Source organism: Pseudooceanicola batsensis HTCC2597 (assembly GCF_000152725.1).
GTDB lineage: Bacteria > Pseudomonadota > Alphaproteobacteria > Rhodobacterales > Rhodobacteraceae > Pseudooceanicola > Pseudooceanicola batsensis.
This window is the reverse complement of sequence record NZ_CH724131.1, coordinates 1,243,123-1,259,101: the sequence shown is the minus strand read 5'-3', so window position 1 is coordinate 1,259,101 and position 15,979 is coordinate 1,243,123. Positions and strand designations below refer to the sequence as shown.

The 15,979-nt window shown below is 61.0% G+C and carries 13 protein-coding genes; all 13 read left to right on the top strand.

What is annotated here, in order from left to right:
- The first annotated feature begins 8 nt into the window (after positions 1-8).
- The 13 genes from OB2597_RS10025 (at position 9) to OB2597_RS09965 (ending at position 15,899) form a co-directional block, all read left to right on the top strand.
- Positions 9-968: a sugar phosphate isomerase/epimerase family protein gene (locus OB2597_RS10025; RefSeq protein ID WP_009805433.1), complete on the top strand. Its 960-nt coding sequence runs from the start codon at positions 9-11 to the stop codon at positions 966-968.
- A complete protein-coding gene (locus tag OB2597_RS10020) occupies positions 968-1,771 on the top strand; it encodes a sugar phosphate isomerase/epimerase family protein (RefSeq protein WP_009805432.1) in 804 nt (267 codons plus the stop codon). Before OB2597_RS10025 ends, OB2597_RS10020 begins: the two co-directional genes overlap by 1 nt.
- Positions 1,772-2,165: 394 nt before the next feature.
- Entirely contained in the window at positions 2,166-5,267 is a 3,102-nt protein-coding gene (locus tag OB2597_RS22530; protein ID WP_238529712.1) for a beta strand repeat-containing protein, read from the top strand.
- A gap of 402 nt (positions 5,268-5,669) precedes the next feature.
- Positions 5,670-6,863 carry an acyl-CoA dehydrogenase family protein gene (locus OB2597_RS10010; protein ID WP_009805430.1) on the top strand — a complete coding sequence of 398 codons (1,194 nt, stop codon included), beginning with the start codon at positions 5,670-5,672 and terminating at the stop codon, positions 6,861-6,863.
- A 2-nt stretch (positions 6,864-6,865) separates the two neighbouring features.
- Entirely contained in the window at positions 6,866-7,978 is a 1,113-nt protein-coding gene (locus tag OB2597_RS10005) for an acyl-CoA dehydrogenase family protein (protein ID WP_009805429.1), read from the top strand.
- A gap of 14 nt (positions 7,979-7,992) precedes the next feature.
- A complete protein-coding gene (locus tag OB2597_RS10000; RefSeq protein ID WP_040609252.1) occupies positions 7,993-8,790 on the top strand; it encodes an enoyl-CoA hydratase-related protein in 798 nt (265 codons plus the stop codon).
- Between the two features lie 72 nt (positions 8,791-8,862).
- Positions 8,863-10,125 carry an ABC transporter substrate-binding protein gene (locus OB2597_RS09995; protein WP_009805427.1) on the top strand — a complete coding sequence of 421 codons (1,263 nt, stop codon included), beginning with the start codon at positions 8,863-8,865 and terminating at the stop codon, positions 10,123-10,125.
- A gap of 70 nt (positions 10,126-10,195) precedes the next feature.
- Entirely contained in the window at positions 10,196-11,080 is an 885-nt protein-coding gene (locus OB2597_RS09990; protein ID WP_009805426.1) for a branched-chain amino acid ABC transporter permease, read from the top strand.
- Positions 11,077-12,084 carry a branched-chain amino acid ABC transporter permease gene (locus OB2597_RS09985; RefSeq protein ID WP_009805425.1) on the top strand — a complete coding sequence of 336 codons (1,008 nt, stop codon included), beginning with the start codon at positions 11,077-11,079 and terminating at the stop codon, positions 12,082-12,084. The genes OB2597_RS09990 and OB2597_RS09985 overlap by 4 nt, the downstream gene beginning before the upstream one ends.
- The gene (locus OB2597_RS09980) at positions 12,081-12,848 is read left to right on the top strand and encodes an ABC transporter ATP-binding protein (RefSeq protein ID WP_009805424.1); all 768 of its coding nucleotides are present in this window, start codon (positions 12,081-12,083) and stop codon (positions 12,846-12,848) included. Before OB2597_RS09985 ends, OB2597_RS09980 begins: the two co-directional genes overlap by 4 nt.
- Complete coding sequence (locus OB2597_RS09975; RefSeq protein ID WP_009805423.1) at positions 12,841-13,545, top strand: ABC transporter ATP-binding protein; 705 nt, start codon at positions 12,841-12,843, stop codon at positions 13,543-13,545. The genes OB2597_RS09980 and OB2597_RS09975 overlap by 8 nt, the downstream gene beginning before the upstream one ends.
- 9 nt (positions 13,546-13,554) lie before the next feature.
- A complete protein-coding gene (locus tag OB2597_RS09970) occupies positions 13,555-15,198 on the top strand; it encodes an AMP-binding protein (RefSeq protein WP_009805422.1) in 1,644 nt (547 codons plus the stop codon).
- A 68-nt stretch (positions 15,199-15,266) separates the two neighbouring features.
- The gene (locus OB2597_RS09965; protein ID WP_084658697.1) at positions 15,267-15,899 is read left to right on the top strand and encodes a TetR/AcrR family transcriptional regulator; all 633 of its coding nucleotides are present in this window, start codon (positions 15,267-15,269) and stop codon (positions 15,897-15,899) included.
- The last annotated feature ends 80 nt before the right edge of the window (positions 15,900-15,979 follow it).

Below are 15,979 nucleotides of genomic sequence, written 5' to 3'. Positions count from 1 at the left end.
CCAGACACATGGCGACGAAGAATTCCATTCTGCTCGGGACATTGGGCAAGTACTCCGACCGGTTTCACACCTATCAGCCCGCCCGGAGCTTTTCCGAACGGCTCGAAATCTCGAAGACGATCGCCCGCGTCGACGGGGTGGAGCCGGTCTATCCCCAGGACCTCGGTCATGACGGGGAGCATGTCGAACTGCTGAAGGAAAGCGGCCTGGCCGTGTCCGCGGTCAACGTGAACCTCAAGGGCGAGGACCTTTTCCGCGCCGGATCCTTCACCAATCCCGATGCAGGCGTGCGGCAGACGGCGGTGGATTACATGAAGCGCGCGATGGAGATGTCGGCCGAGTTCGGCGCCGACATGATTTCCGTCTGCCCCCTGATCGACGGCAGCGATCATGCCTTTCACGTCGATCACATGGCGCAATGGCGATGGGCGATCGAAGCGTTCGAAGAGGTCGCCGCGCACAGGCCGGACGTGAAGGTCAGCATCGAGTACAAGGCCTACGAGGTCCGCAACCGGATCGTTCTTCCTTCGATGGGGCGCACGCTGCATTTCTGCGACCGGGTCGGGGCGGACAACCTCGGTGTCACGATGGACCTCGGGCACGCCCTGATCGAGCATGAAAGTCCCGCCGCCGAACTCGCCGTCGCCTTCGATGCGGGAAGGTTGTTCTATGTCCATTTCAACGACAATAACCGGCAGGCCGACTGGGACATGCCGGTGGCGTCGGTCAACCTCTGGGAGACGCTCGAGACGATCCACTATATGGACAGCCTCGGCTATGACGGTTGGATCGCCTACGATGTCTTCACCCGCGCAGGCGACGGCCCGGAGGCCGTCGGTCACACGTTCGAGACGATGGAAGACCTTCGGGCACTGCTGGCCAAGATGGGGCCGGAGCGGATCAGGCGCTTTGTCGAGAGCGGCGACAGCGCCCGCACCACGCGCGACCTGATCAAGGCGCTGCTCTGATGAAACCGGGACTCGGCAGTTACGCGTTCCGCTGGTCCATCGGTCACAAGGACCGCCGTCCCGACAGGCCGATGACCGCGATGGAGGTGCTCGAGGTCGCGGCCGGTCACGGGCTGGGCGTGGTGCAGTACGCGGACAACCTTCCGCTGCACACGCTGGATGCGGACGACCTCGACGCTCTCGCCGCCGCGGCAAAGAGCAAGGGCATCGCGCTGGAGCTGGGCACGCAATCCTTCGATGCGGAGGAGGTGGAACTCTATATCGGCATAGGCGAGCGGATCGGCGCGGGCATACTGCGCGTCGCCCTCGATGCGCCAGACGCCGCACGGCCGGTCGCTGACCTGGCGAGAGAGTTCCGCTCTCTTCTGCCGGCGTTGAAATCGGCCGGCATCCGGCTCGCGATCGAGAACCATTTCAACTTTCCGTCCCGGCGCGTCGTCGATGTCTTGGACCGCGTGTCGGACGACCAGATCGGCGTATGTCTCGACGTCGCCAACTCGATCTGTGCGGGGGAATGGCCGATGGAGACCGTCGGCATCCTCGCGCCGCACACGATCAATCTCCACCTCAAGGACTACGTCATCCAACCCGATGGCTACGGTGTGGGGTTCAGCATCCACGGCACCCCGCTCGGCACCGGTCGCACAGATATCGAAGCGGTCCTCGACGCCGTGGGGCGCCGCGACATGAGCGTGATCTACGAGCATTGGCTTCCTTGGCCGGGTGATTTCGCGACGGCACGACGGCAGGAACTCGACTGGGTCGCCGAGAGTGTGGAGCGCCTTAGAACTGCAGTCCGATAGCGGTCGCGCGGACGGGACGCCCTGCAATTCCGTCCGCGTCCGGGCTTTGGAACGCATCCGTCCCTCGCAGACCTTGTGACCTGCGAGGGACGGCGGGCGAAGCGCTGGCGTGTTTGCGACACAGGCCGGCTTCCGCCCGCCCGTCAGGGGCTAGTCAACGGCTGCTCTGGGCCGACGTCGACTGCGTTGGCAGCACTCGAGGCGGAACTCAGGCCGCGACGTCACGCGGGCGAAGAGAACCTGCGGAAGACGTCGGCGCATTCTGAGCCGGCGGAGCTTGCTCCCCCGGGCATGAACGCCTTCGCGCATTGAGAGATTGTTCGTTTTTTCGGGACATGACTGTCTAGTCTCATTACAACTACTCAACACAAAACGACTCAATTGGAAAAGTGCCATGGCCGTAAAAAGGGCGGGAGTTTTTCAAGAGAATTCGTCGAACGGATACTACCTCTACGGGACTGCGGGGGCCGGATCGATCGTTATTGATGACGGATCGGTCTTGCACTTGGAGGCGACCGACGCGGCCTCGGAACCGAAGGTCCGCATCGGGCTGAACGGCGGGACCGGAACCGCCTTGATCACCGGTTCCGGATCAGGTCTCATTCTCACAAGCCAGGGAAGCGTGACGCCAAAGACTTCTGTTCACGTCGGACAGGGCTCGGGCAGCATGGGAACCCTCGAATTGGCTTCTGGGGCGGCCCTGTTCGTTCAGGACCTTGTTGGCACGACGGGGAGCGGCGACGGGGGCGGCGAAAGCGTTCGGATCGGCCTGGGCGGGGGAGCCGGCACAGTGTCGGCCTCCGCGTCCACGATTACGGTGAGGGGGTCGGGCGCGTCCTTCGAAATAGGCGTTAGCCAAGGCACCGGCACCACAAGGCTCGATAGCGGTTCAACCCTTAAGGTCATTTCGGAAACCGGCGAAACTGGCGATATCGCCGAACTGGTCGTCGGAGGAAACAGCGGCTCCGGCGTTCTCGATGTCGACGCCTCGTCAGTGAAAATCAGCGCGACCGGAGAGAGCGCCGCCTCTATTCTTGTGGGTTTCGGCGGAATCGGCGATGCAACTGTGTCCGGCTCGGGGCTGGTTACAATAAGCGGCCACACCGCGATCTTGTCGGTCGGGGACTCCGCTACGGCGGGCGCAAGTCTTGAAGTGCTCACGGGGGCCGCCGTGGAGATCAGCGATGCCGCAGGGGCGCTGGAGGGCCCGATGGACGGGGCCGGCAGTGTCTTTGCCGTCGGGTTCGGGACCCGGACCGAACCGGCTCATGCTCTCATATCCGGAGCAACTTCGCACATCAGCGTCGATGACCTCGCGATCGTCGGCGGCAAGGAGATCGCAAGCGGCCAGCTGATCGGCTCCGGCAACGGTACGCTGACCATCCTACAAGACGGCACGCTCGAGGCCGGAGCGATCAAGATCGGCCCCGGCGGTACGTTGGTCACCGGCTATGCCAAACTCGACGCGGAGGAGACTGGAGTTCATCTGGAAGGCGGTACGTGGGACGTGCTGTCCGGGGTACAGCGAATCGTGGGCGGTTTCACCTCCAAAGCCGGGACCATCAATTTTCATTTCGACGCGCAGACACACGACGCCGGACGCACGTTCGTAACGAGCGGCGACATCGACATCGATCAGGAAACCGAAATCAATATCCTGATAGAAAACGGATATATCAGCGCCGGCACGAGATATAAGTTCGTATCGGTAGGAGAATCAGGAGCTTACGACGTCCCGGCAACGGTCAATGTTCTCGGTCAGGCCGATGAATTCGCCTATGCAATTGCCAGCGACCGGACAGGCCTCTTCATCGAGGCGCTCAATAGAGGCAACGGTTCGGGCACCAGTGTTATCGACTTCGGTAGTACTGTGTATTCGGCTGCGACCTTCACGCTGAACGGTGATACGGGGATTGGAACCGGCACCGGCGGCGTCTACGGTGACGTGCGCGCCATGAACGTCGAGGGGGCATGGGGGACCAGGGGCCGCGACTCGTTCGTGGGGACAGGCGGAACCGGCGTCAGCCTCGGCGGGCGGGATGGCAATGATACTCTGACTGGCGGTTCAGGCGACGACTCATTGTCCGGGGGCAGCGATCACGATCTTCTATACGGAGGAGGCGGCGACGACAGGCTGTTCGGAGGGTCGGGCAACGATACCTTGATCGGCGGGCCCGGTGCGGACCGACTGGACGGCTCGATCGGCGAGAACTGGGTCAGCTATGAATTCGCGACCTCGGGTGCCCGTCGCATCTCTCTCCGCGGTAGTCCGGGCGAAGGCGGTGAGTCGCAGGGGGACGTACTGCTCAACATTCTCAATGTCCGCGGCTCGGTCCATGCGGATTTGTTCGTCGGAGACAGTGAAGCCAACCGGTTCACCGGATTGGGCGGCGACGACATGATCATCGGCGAGGCGGGAAACGACACGCTCGACGGCGGATCGGGCGACGATGTGATCAACGGTGGAGCAGGCGCGGATTCGATCATAGGCGGCTCAGGTGTCGACACGGTCCGCTACGCGTCCTCCTCCTCTGTTTCGATCAATCTCGCCGCCAATACCGCAGTCGGCGGACAGGCTGAAGGAGACGTTTTCTTCGGCATCGAGAACGTGGTGGGATCGCAGGAGGCCGATACCATCGTCGGCAACGGTCAGCCAAACCGGATCGAAGGCCTCGCCGGCGATGACCACATACGTGGCGGAATGGGGGCCGATACGATCCTTGGCCGCGAGGGCAGCGACACCGCCTCCTACCAGGACAGCAGTGTGGGAATCCGGATCGGCCACTTTCTTGTCGGTTCCGGAGGAACGGCTGAGGGTGACAGATTGGTCCAGGTCGAACGGCTCTTGGGTTCAGGACATGACGACATCCTCGTCGGTGGGGGGGTGGCCCCCATTCTCGAAGGCGGGGGCGGCAACGACCTTCTGATGGATTACGGTGCCGTTGCCATTATCCGGGGAGGAAATGGCAATGACACGATAAACGCCGGAAGCGGTTCTGACACGATTGATGGCGGCGCGGGTATCGACACGATCCGCTATGCCAATACCTCGGCGGTGCAGATCGACCTGGAGGCGGGCACCGGATCGGGCTTCGCGGCCGAGGGCGACATCATCGTCAATGTCGAGAACGTCGTGGGATCGAACGCGGCCGACACGCTGACCGGGGATGGCGAGAACAACCGCCTCGAAGGGCTCTATGGCGAGGACACGATCAAGGGCGGCCTCGGGGACGACGTGCTCCTTGGCGGCGGCAACGCAGATACCTTCGTCTTCGACGCGGTCGGCTGGGGCCGGGACCTGATCCTCGACTGGCAAGACAAATTCGACAAGATCGACCTGCGCGGCTCGGGCCTGACCCACGCCAGCTTCACCGAGGTCGACACGGCGCAGGGCGTCCGGCTGGATTACTTCAACGGCAGCACGATGGATGCGATCCACCTGTTTGGGGCGACCCTGTCGCCGGGGAACATCGACGCCAGCAACTTCCTGGTGTGACCGGGTCGCGCTCCTGCCTCCGGCGCAATGCCGGGGGCAGGGGCGTCATGCATCGTGTTTTCGGGTTGAGAACGTTGGACGCCGGTGCTGTCCGGTCCGCCACTTGCCCTCGCGAAAGCGTTCTCCCGATCCGGCTGCGGCCGAATTTTTCCGTAATATTAAAGGGGTTTGCTGGGCAGGCTAAGGACCTCCTTATCGGCCTTTGCGTTGAGGGCGCGACATGGCCATTGGCTGCGGGTTCGGCGGTACTAGGCCTCTCCAGATCCTAACGTCCGGCATTCCTATTCGGGCTTCTCCCAGTGACCTGCCGTTCAGCGCTCACACCAAGAGAAGTGTTGACACAAACTTCAAAATAAGAATTATGAATCACAATTCATGATTTGTGGAGGGGAGGCCGCGAGGATGAACAAGTCAAAGCAGTCGTATGCCGACTTTTATGACGAGGTCATGGCATTCGTAGAGGCGAAACTACCCTTCGATCTTGCCGAGAAGATCAGGCTGAATGTCGATCTGGAACATGAGGATTTCCTGCGCTGGCAGAAAATTCTGGAATCCAACAACTGGTATTGCGCCCACTGGCCCGAAGCGGACGGCGGGCAAGGCTGGTCGCCGCTCAAACGGTATATGTTCGAGCAGGCGCTGGCCGAAGCGGGCGCCCCATGGATGCTGCCCTTTGGTCCCGCCTACGTCGGCCCGGTACTCAGCGAATATGGTACGCAATCCCAGAAGGACCGGTTTCTGCCCGACATCATCGCGTCGCGGACAAGCTGGTGTCAGGGCTATTCCGAACCCGGAGCAGGCAGCGATCTTGCGGGTCTGAAAACACGGGCCGTGCGGAAGGGTGACACCTACATCGTGAACGGTCAGAAGCTGTGGACCACCTACGCCCATTGGGCCGACATGATGTTCTGCCTTGCCCGGACCTCGGACGAGGATCGGCCACAGCGGGGGATTTCGTTCCTGCTGTTGGACATGCGCCAGCCCGGTGTGACCGTGCGCCCGATCGTGACGATGGACATGCGTCATCACGTCAACGAGGTGTTTCTGGAAAACGTTGAGGTTCCGGCTGACAACCTTGTCGGAGCGGAAGGCGCGGGTTGGGAAATCGCCAAGTTTTTGCTGTCGAACGAACGGCTGATCGTGGCCGAAACTGGCAAGGCACGCAGGATGCTGCGGCAGGTGCGTGCAATTGCTGACACGGCGCGGGAAGGGGGCAAACCCCTGTCGCAGGCCCCGGTGGTGGCGCGGGAGATCAACGAGGTCCAGATCGCGCTTGATACGTTGGAAGCCTATTGCCGGTCGTTGTTTCGGAAGTTGGCCGACGGTCAGCAACCAACGTTCGAGGCGTCGTTGCTGAAAATCCGCGGTTCAGAGCTGTTGCAGTCGATCACGGGGCTGGGGGTGCGGTTGTCCGCGCGATCCGGGCTTCCGCTCGCGCCGTTCTTTGACGATGTCCGCGGCAACCAAGCGCCCACACTCGAAGCAGAATTGTCAGGCGTCCTGACAGAGTTCCTGTCACAGCGCGCGGCCACCATCTACGGCGGCTCCAACGAAGTGCAGCGAAATATCGTTGCCAAGGCGAGGTTCGGGTTTTGAGCATGAATGACCAAAGCGACGCAGATCTGATCCGTGACCACGCGTTCCGGTGGATCGACAACAGCTATGATGAAACGCGAGAGCTGATCGGGCGGCAGAATTCCACGGGGTTTGACGCATCCACCAATTCGGAAATTGCCGAACATGGCTGGCTGGGTGTTCTGGCGCCCGAGGCATGTGGCGGCACGGACGGCGGGCTGCCGGAAATGGCGGCGGTCATGGAAGCCATCGGACGCGGCCTGGTGATGGAGCCGGTGTTGTCCGTCGGTGGCATCGTCGCGCCGCTGTTGTCCGGTCTCGACACGCCGCAGGCCAAGGACATCCTTCGCGACGTTGTGGCGGGCAAGACCACCGCGGTTCTGTGTCATTTCGAACGGGACGCGGGGTTCGACCGTGGCTTGTCGTCCAGCCAGTGCGATGCCGAGGACGGCGGGTTCGTCGTGACAGCGCCCAAGGCTCCGGCGATCGACGTGGTCGGGGCCGACCTGCTGATCGTCACGGCGCGTGATCCGGATGGCAAAACCGGGGTCTTCGCCGTGGCGCCTGACACGCCCAGTGTCAGTGTCGAAACCTTCCGCTCTGTCGATCAGAGGGGGCTGGGGGCCGTCACACTGGACCAATGTCACCTTCCGGCCACGGCGCGACTGGATGTCGATGGGGCAGGGGAGCTGGTCGAAGGCGTGATCGAGAATGCGGGCATCCTGATCAGCGCCGAGGCGATTGGGGCCATGCAGGTCGTGATCGACGAAACGGCCGAATACCTTAAAATCCGAAACCAGTTCGGTCAGCCGCTGTCGTCCTTTCAGGTTCTTCAGCATCGCATGGTGGACATGCTGCTTCACCTGGAAGAGGCCAGAGGCGCGCTGGACGGTGCTTTGGACGCGGGCGAGGGCCAAGACCGCCTGCATGCCATCGTCCTGTCACGCATCGTTGGCGGACGGGCGGCGCGGTATGTCGCCGAACAGGCCGTTCAACTGCACGGCGGGATCGGGATGACCGACGAGACCCGGATCAGCCGATATTTCCGACGCCTTTTGATGTGTGAATCGCTGTTCGGAGATCCCGAATGGAATGCAGAAAGATACCGCCAGATGCGCGCGGTAAGTGCGTCATGACTCAGGAGAAACCCATGCAAAGCTACGATCACTACAAGACCATCAAATGCGAGCGCGATGGCCGTATCATGACGGTGACATTTAACCGCCCGGACCAGCTGAACGCCACGGATGCGGTTCTGCACAGAGAAGCCTCGCGGATCTTTACCGATCTTTCCTACGATGACGATGTGGACGTGATCGTGTTGACCGGGGCGGGCAAGGCCTTCTCGGCGGGTGGTGATGTCAACTGGATGCAGGATGGCATCGACGAGCCGACCCGGTTTGAACGCACCGCCCGTGAGGCCCGCGATATCGTCTTCAGCATGCTCGACATGGAAAAGCCGGTGATCTGCATGATGAACGGCCATGCCATCGGCCTTGGCGCGACGATTGCCCTGCTGTGCGACATCATCATTGCCAGCGACCGCGCCAAGGTTGGCGATCCGCATGTGCTGATGGGTCTGGTCGCGGGCGACGGCGGTGCAGTGCTTTGGCCGCAGAACGTCGGCTATGCCAAGGCCAAGTATTACCTGATGACGGGCGACCTGATGACCGCCGAAGAAGCGGAACGCATCGGTTTGATCACCAAGGTCGTTCCGGCGGATCAGCTGGAAGCCGAGGCATACGGGCTGGCGAAACGGATCGCCTCTGGCCCGCTCAAGGCGATCAGCTGGACCAAGATTTCCGTCAACCTGCAACTCAAAGCCGCGATGCATGCGTCCTTCGATGCGGGGATCGCCTACGAGACGGTGTCGAACGTCAGCTTTGATCACCAGGAAGCCGTGAATGCGTTCCGGGACAAGCGAGAGCCACAATTCACCGGACGATGATGTGACCGCTTCCGGGGAGGGAAGCGAATTCGCAGAAGGCGCAGCAGCGCTGAAACCGAGGGAGGAGACCTCATGTTTGAAGTGAAGAGACGTAAAGTTCTGGCCGGGCTGGGCGCGACAGCGCTGACCGCGCCTTTTGTCAGCCGCATGGCGCTTGCCCAAGGCGGGGACCCCATCAACATCGGTGTTGTGACCGCGCTGAGCGGCGCACAAGAGTTCATCGGGTCCTTCGTGGTGAACGGCTGCAAAATCGCGGTCGACCAGATCAACTCCAAGGGCGGCGTTCTGGGCAGACCCCTGGCGCTAGAGACGCGCGACAGCCGGGTGTCACCTGCGGATGCGACCACCGCGTCACGCGAATTGATCGGCAATGGCACGAACCTTCAGATCGGCACGATTTCATCCAGTGTCGCGCTCGCCATGGGGCCTTTGATGGCCCAGGAAGGCGGGATCATGATCACCTGCGGGGCAGGGTCGGAAAAGATTAACCACGAAAACTACAGCCCGAATGTCTTCCGTCCGGGCGATGGGCCCTTCATGCGGATGCGGGCTCAGGCCCAGCTGATGGCGCGGTTGAACCCCGACGTGACCAGTTGGACAGGCTTTGTGCCGGACCATGAATATGGCCGGACGACCTGGGCGGTGTTTGTGGATGGCCTGTTGGAATTCTACCCGGAAATCGCCGGGAAAGAGCCCGAGATCCTCGACCCGATCATCGTGCCTTACGGCGCGGGCGATTACCGCAGCTTCATCACGCAGGCCGCGCGTTCGAAAGCGACGGGTATCTTCAACTCGACCTACGGCGGGGACTCTGTGACCCTGTTCCAGCAGGCGCAGCCGTTCAAGCTGTTCGAGGAACGCGTCCTGATGGACTCGGCCAACGAATTCATCGTCGCAGGGGCCTTGGGCACCAAGACCCCCAAGCACTGGACCGGGATCCACTGGTATCACGAGACAAACGCCGGCAACCCGGTCAGCGATGCGCTGTTCGACGATTATGTGAAGCTGACGGGCGACGATACCCCCATGGGCTGGGTCGCCGAAGCCCACGCCGGGATTCTTGCCTATGCCGCCGCGATCGAAAAGGCCGGGTCGACCGAAACGGACGCGGTTATCGCAGCGATGAAAGGTCTGGAGTGGGAGACGGCGACAGGCAAACGCGTGATGCGGGCCGAAGACAACCAAGCGATCAAGGATGTAGAGCTGATCTATATCGAGCCGGATGCCGAGGCCAAAAAAGGCTATGCCGTGACCGACTACAAAAAGGTTGATGGCAACACGGTGATCGAACCCGCAACGCCGGGGCAGGCGGTCGAACTTCGGTCCGCCAACTGACACGCATTTGGCGCGCGGACACTCGACCCGCGCGCCATCCCCGACCTTCCTTCAAAGCGGCGAGGCAGCTATGATCGGTGACATCATCACGATCGGATTCAACGCGCTGAACTGGGCCATGGCGACGTTTCTTGTGGCGTCGGGCCTGACCTTGGTTTTCGGCATTCTGCACGTGTTGAACTTTTCCCACGGCGGGTTTTTCATGATCGGGGCTTATGTGGCCCACACCGTTCTGGTGCAATTCGGTTTTGACATTCCGCTATGGGCCTACCTTATCGCGGCGGTTCTGGCCGCTGTGGTGGTCGGAGCCGCCGGTACAGGCGTTGATCGCCTGATATTTCAAAGACTTAAAAACCTAGACGGTATCTATGTCCTGATTGCGACATATGCCTTGCTATTGGTGTGCAACGGGTTTGTTAAGGCCGTGTGGGGCCTGAACTACCTAAGCGTCTCACCGCCCGAAGGGCTTGGCGGGGCGATATTCTTTGCCGACGCCATCCTGCCGACCTTCTCGGTTTTTGTGATCGGCTGCGGGATCCTGACCTTCCTGCTGCTGGAAGCGGTCTTAAACCACACCACGATTGGCCGAACGCTTCAGGCGATTGCGGTTGATCCGTGGATGGCGCGTGTGATCGGCATCGACGTCAGCTCTGTCTATCGCTGGACGATGATCGCAGGGTTCGCCTTGGCGGGGCTTGCTGGTGGGCTGCTGGTCGCGAACCAGAGCCTGTCCCCCGATCTTGCGGGCATCTTTGTGCTGCAAGCCTTCGGGGTCGTGATCGTCGGAGGAATGGGGTCCATCCGGGGGGCTTTCGTGGCCTCGATCCTGCTGGGACTGGTCGAAGCCCTCAGCGCGGTCTTTCTGCCGGATTATCCCGGTGTCCTGTTCTTTGCCACGATCGCTGCGGTGCTGATCATCAGCCCCGGCGGTATCTTTGGAAAGTCTGCCGCATGACGAGCATTACACGCATCAATCGCTCTACCTTTTTCATCAGCCTGGCGGCCTTTGCAATCGCAGGACTGCTGCTGCCCATGGTTGCCAACCGCGGGGTGGTCTTTCTGGGTGGCGTCGTAGCGATCAACATGGTCTATGGCATCGCCTTCAACTTTGCCTTCCAGAAGGCCGGGATCCTGTCGTTCGGCAACGCGATGTTCGTTGCGGCAGGAGCCTATACCACCGGTTATCTGGTGACGCAGGTTCCGCAGATACCCTTCCTGATGGTCATCCTGCTGTCGGGCCTGTCCGGCGCTATCCTTGCCATGATCACTGGGTTGCTGGCCCTGCGCCGCTCCAGCGGTGTCTATTTCGCGGTTATTACGCTGGCCGTGGGTGAGCTGATCCATGTGCTGGTTACGAAACTGACCTTTCTGGGGCGGAACGACGGGCTGGTCGGTGTCTATCGGCCGACGCTGAACTTTGGTCTGTTTGAAATCGACCTAGGCCAGGGCAACGCTTATTATTACTTCATCCTCGTCGTTTGCCTGTTGCTGATTGCCGGGCTCTGGGTCGTTTGGTCGAACCGGTTCGGCCGGTCGCTTCAGACCGTGAAGTCCGACGAAATGCGCTCGGGTTTTCTGGGAACGGACACTGATCGCCGCAAGCTTCAGGCCCTAGTCATCTCGGGCGCGGTGACGGCTCTGGGTGGGGCGCTGTTCGCGCCTTGGGCGCAGATCGTGACGCCCGACCTTGCTCATTGGAGCCAATCGACCAAACCGCTTCTGTTCGCCTTGCTTGGCGGCACCTCGACCTTTTTCGGCCCGGCCGTCGGAGCCGTGTTGTTCGGCTTCCTAGAATACAGCACCCGCACGCTGGTTGGCATTTCCGACCTGCTGACCGGTGGGCTGTTGCTGGCGGTTGTGCTTGCGGTACCCGGCGGCGTGCTCGGACTGATCATCCGACTGACACGCATCAGAAGGTCGGGTCGGACAGAAGGCAGACTGGCGGAGGATCGGACATGACCACATTGCTGGAAGCAAAGGGCGTCTTTCTGAACTACGGCGCGATCCCGGTTCTGAAAAACATCGACCTTGAACTGATCCAGGGCGAACGGCTGGTCATTATCGGACCAAACGGCGCGGGCAAGACGACCTTGTTCAAGGTCCTGTCAGGCGAATTGCCCCCAACCAAGGGCGCGGTCCGTATGGGTGACGACGACGTCAGCCGCCACACCGGGTTCCGCAGGGTGCGCCGGGGCGTGGGCCGGTCGTTTCAGGTGGCGCGCGTCTTTCTTGAGATGACCGTCCTCGACAACGTCGCCGTCTCGGTCGAGGCGCGGCATGGTCATGAAGGCAGAGGCGCGGGCTTTTTCAGGATTTCCACGTCGCCCGAAGTGATGGACGAGGCCGTCGGCCTGCTAGCGCATCTGGGCCTGAGCGCCCAGCAGAACACGCTGGCCAGCGAACTGAGCCACGGCGACCGCAAGCGGCTGGAACTTGCGATGATCCTTGCCCTGCGGCCGCGCATTTTGATGCTGGACGAACCCACGGCGGGGATGTCACCCACCGACCGGGCGGCTGCAGTTGATCTGATCGACCGGATCGTGACGGAAAACAACATCACCCTGATCCTGACGGAGCATGATATGGGCGTGGTCTTCCAGCTCGGCACTCGCCTGTCTGTGCTGCACTATGGCGAACTGGTCGTCAGCGGCGCGCCCGAAGAGGTCCGCAAGAACCTACTCGTTCGCGAAATTTACCTTGGCCGGAATTCAAGACATGATTGAAGCTCACAATCTCGATGCGTTTTATGGCCAGAGCCATATTCTGCACAGTATCGACTTTCATCTGGCCGAAGGGGAAAGCGTTGCCCTGCTGGGTCGGAACGGGGCGGGCAAAAGCACCTTCCTGAAATCTCTGATCGACGCGGGGCCGACGGTGACTGGTCAGGTCAATCTGCTCGGGGAGGATCTTCACCAGATACAGACCCACAAGCGTGCCCAGATGGGAATGGCGCTGGTCCCCGAGGATCGCCGGATTTTCCCCATGCTGACCGTGGCGCAGAATATCGAAATCGGCGGTCATGCGGCGGGTAAGAACAATCCCCGCTATACGCTTGATGACGTGGTCGAGATGTTCCCGATGCTCAAGCCGCTGCTGTCGCGACTGGGCTATCAGTTGTCCGGGGGACAACAGCAAATGCTGGCCATCGCGCGTGGGATCGTTTCCCATCCCCGCCTGCTGATGCTTGACGAGCCTGCCGAAGGGCTTGCGCCTGTGATCGTCGATGAACTTGCGGACACCGTCAACGCACTTCGCAAGGGCGGCACACGGGGCATGATCCTGACAGAACAGAATGTCGATTTCGCACGCCAGACAACCGACAGGCTGTACGTTTTGGACGTGGGGTCTGTCGTGTTCTCGGGTACCTGGCCGGAATTTGATGCCAACACCGACCTGATCGACCGCTATCTCGTACTATAGGAGCTTCCGATGACCCTGACCGACGAATTACGCGCGATAGAACCGGACGAGGACACCAGAAAAGCCTACCGCGACAGCGGTGTTTGGCGTAACCGCACCATCGCTCAGGACGCGGAAGAGCTGGCGAAAACAGAGCCTAGCAAGGTTCTTTGGGTCGAAGGTGATAACCGGCTGACCGCAGGCGATGCTTATGGCAAGGCACGGAAACTGGCGGCCGGGTTGTACCATCGGGGCTTGAGGCCCGGAGATGTCGTTAGCTTTCAACTGCCGAACTGGACCGAGGCCGTGATCCTCGACATCGCCTGCGTGATGCTGGGGTTGGTGGTCAATCCAATCGTCCCGATCTACAGAAACGCCGAGCTTGAGCTGATCCTCAAAGACTGCGGCGCTCGCGCTTTGTTTATCCCGGAAGCTTTCCGCAGCGTCGATCACGCGGACATGGTCGATGCGCTGCGCCCTAACCTGCCGGATCTTCACGATGTGATCGTGGTGCGCGGGACGCCCCGGGACGGGATGTCGTCCTTTGATGATCTGCTGGCAACAACCGACACGGATATCCCATGGCCGGATCAGCGTCCTGAGGCCGTGAAGATGATCATGTATACGTCGGGCACCACCGGACGCCCCAAGGGCGTGTTGCACAGTCACGAAACCATGGCCCGCGCCATGCACGCCTGTTTCGACCATTGGGGTATCCAGACCGACGATTGGGTGCTGATGCCGTCGCCGGTGACGCATGTCACGGGTTTTTCTTACGGGATCGAATGGCCCTTGGTTGCCGGGACACGCACGATCCTGATGCAACAATGGGATGCCGCGCGGGCGACCGAGTTGATCGATCAGAACAACGTGGTTGCCACCGTCGGCGCCACACCTTTCCTGGCCGAACTCATTTCGGCCGCGGAAACTGCCGGGTCCCGGTTGGAAAGCCTGCGGGTGTTCGGATGTGGCGGCGCGGCTGTGCCTCCGGCCCTGATCCGCAAGGCGAATACCACATTTGCCAATACCTGCGCATTCCGCATTTTCGGATCAACCGAAGTGCCGGTGGTGACACTCGGCTATCTGGGTGACGATACGGCGGACCTTGCCGCCGACACAGACGGAGAGATCATCGATTACGAAGTTCGCATCGTGGATGACCACGGCAACGACGGGGCCGAAGAGGGCGAGATCCTGGTGCGAGGGCCCTCGCAATACCTTGGGTATCTGTCGCCGCAGGATCGCATCGGCGCTGAGGACGAACAGGGCTATTTCCGCACCGGGGACATCGGCAGCTTTGTCAGTGGCAAGGGGCTGGTGATCACCGGACGCAAGAAGGACCTGATCATCCGGGGCGGTGAAAACCTGTCGGCCAAGGAAATCGAGGACGTTCTGCATACGCACGAGGCCATCAAAGAAGCGGCTGTTGTTGCGATGCCTCACAAACGGCTTGGCGAAACCGTGTGCGCCTTTGTCATTCCATCGGGGGTCAATCAGCCCGACGTTGCGTTTTTGGTTGACTTTCTTGACGGATGTGGGCTGGCGCGGCAAAAGTTTCCGGAATGCGTGCGGTACGTGACGGACTTGCCGCGAACATCTTCGGGTAAGGTTCGTAAGGACCTGCTGAGGAAAGAAATCGCAGAATACGTTTCGTCAGCCGCGGAACGTGCCTAGGATCGGATCGCTGATCTGACGGTTGGTCTCGGTCGGAAAAAGATGTGGATTTGCGGGTCGCAAGGTGCATGGAGACAGTAGGTTCGAAACGACAGCGGAGAATTTCTCCTGCCCAGCAAGCTCGTAACGAAAAGACGCGCCGTGCTATCATCCAAAGTGCCGGGCACGTCGTCGGTCAGCATGGTTATGCCGGATGCTCGATCTCGCGGGTGACCGAACGTGCAGGCATCGCGCAGGGCGCATTCTATCTGCATTTCCCTAAACGGCAGGCCCTGTTCGACGTTCTGCTGCCCGAGATCGGAACCGAGATGGTGGCCGAAATCGCCAAGGCCGTGCGCGGCGCGACGACTCTGGCCGAGGTCGAGCGCAAAGGCATCGCAGCCAATATCGCCTATTTGGTCGACAACCCCCATGTCTATCGTGTGATGTTCGAGGCTAGCCAATACGCGCCTGTCGCCTTCAAACGGCATCACGATCTGCTGGTCGCAGGCTACGTCAGATCATTTCGCCGCATTCTGGGGGGCGATGCGCTGGACGAAAAGAAAATGGAAATGGTCGCTTCGATGCTGATGGGCGCGCGATCCTTTCTGTTCATGCGCTATGCAGACGCGGGCACGTTAATCAAGCCGCTCGACCCCGAGATTATCGAGATCTACGTCGATTTCGTCGAAAGCGGCATGAAGCGCATTTTGCAGGTTTGACCATTTCCGCTTTGCCGGTGTGGGGCCTCACTCCGGCGGTTTACAGGTGCCGTTCCACATCCATGCTTTGATGCAGAATA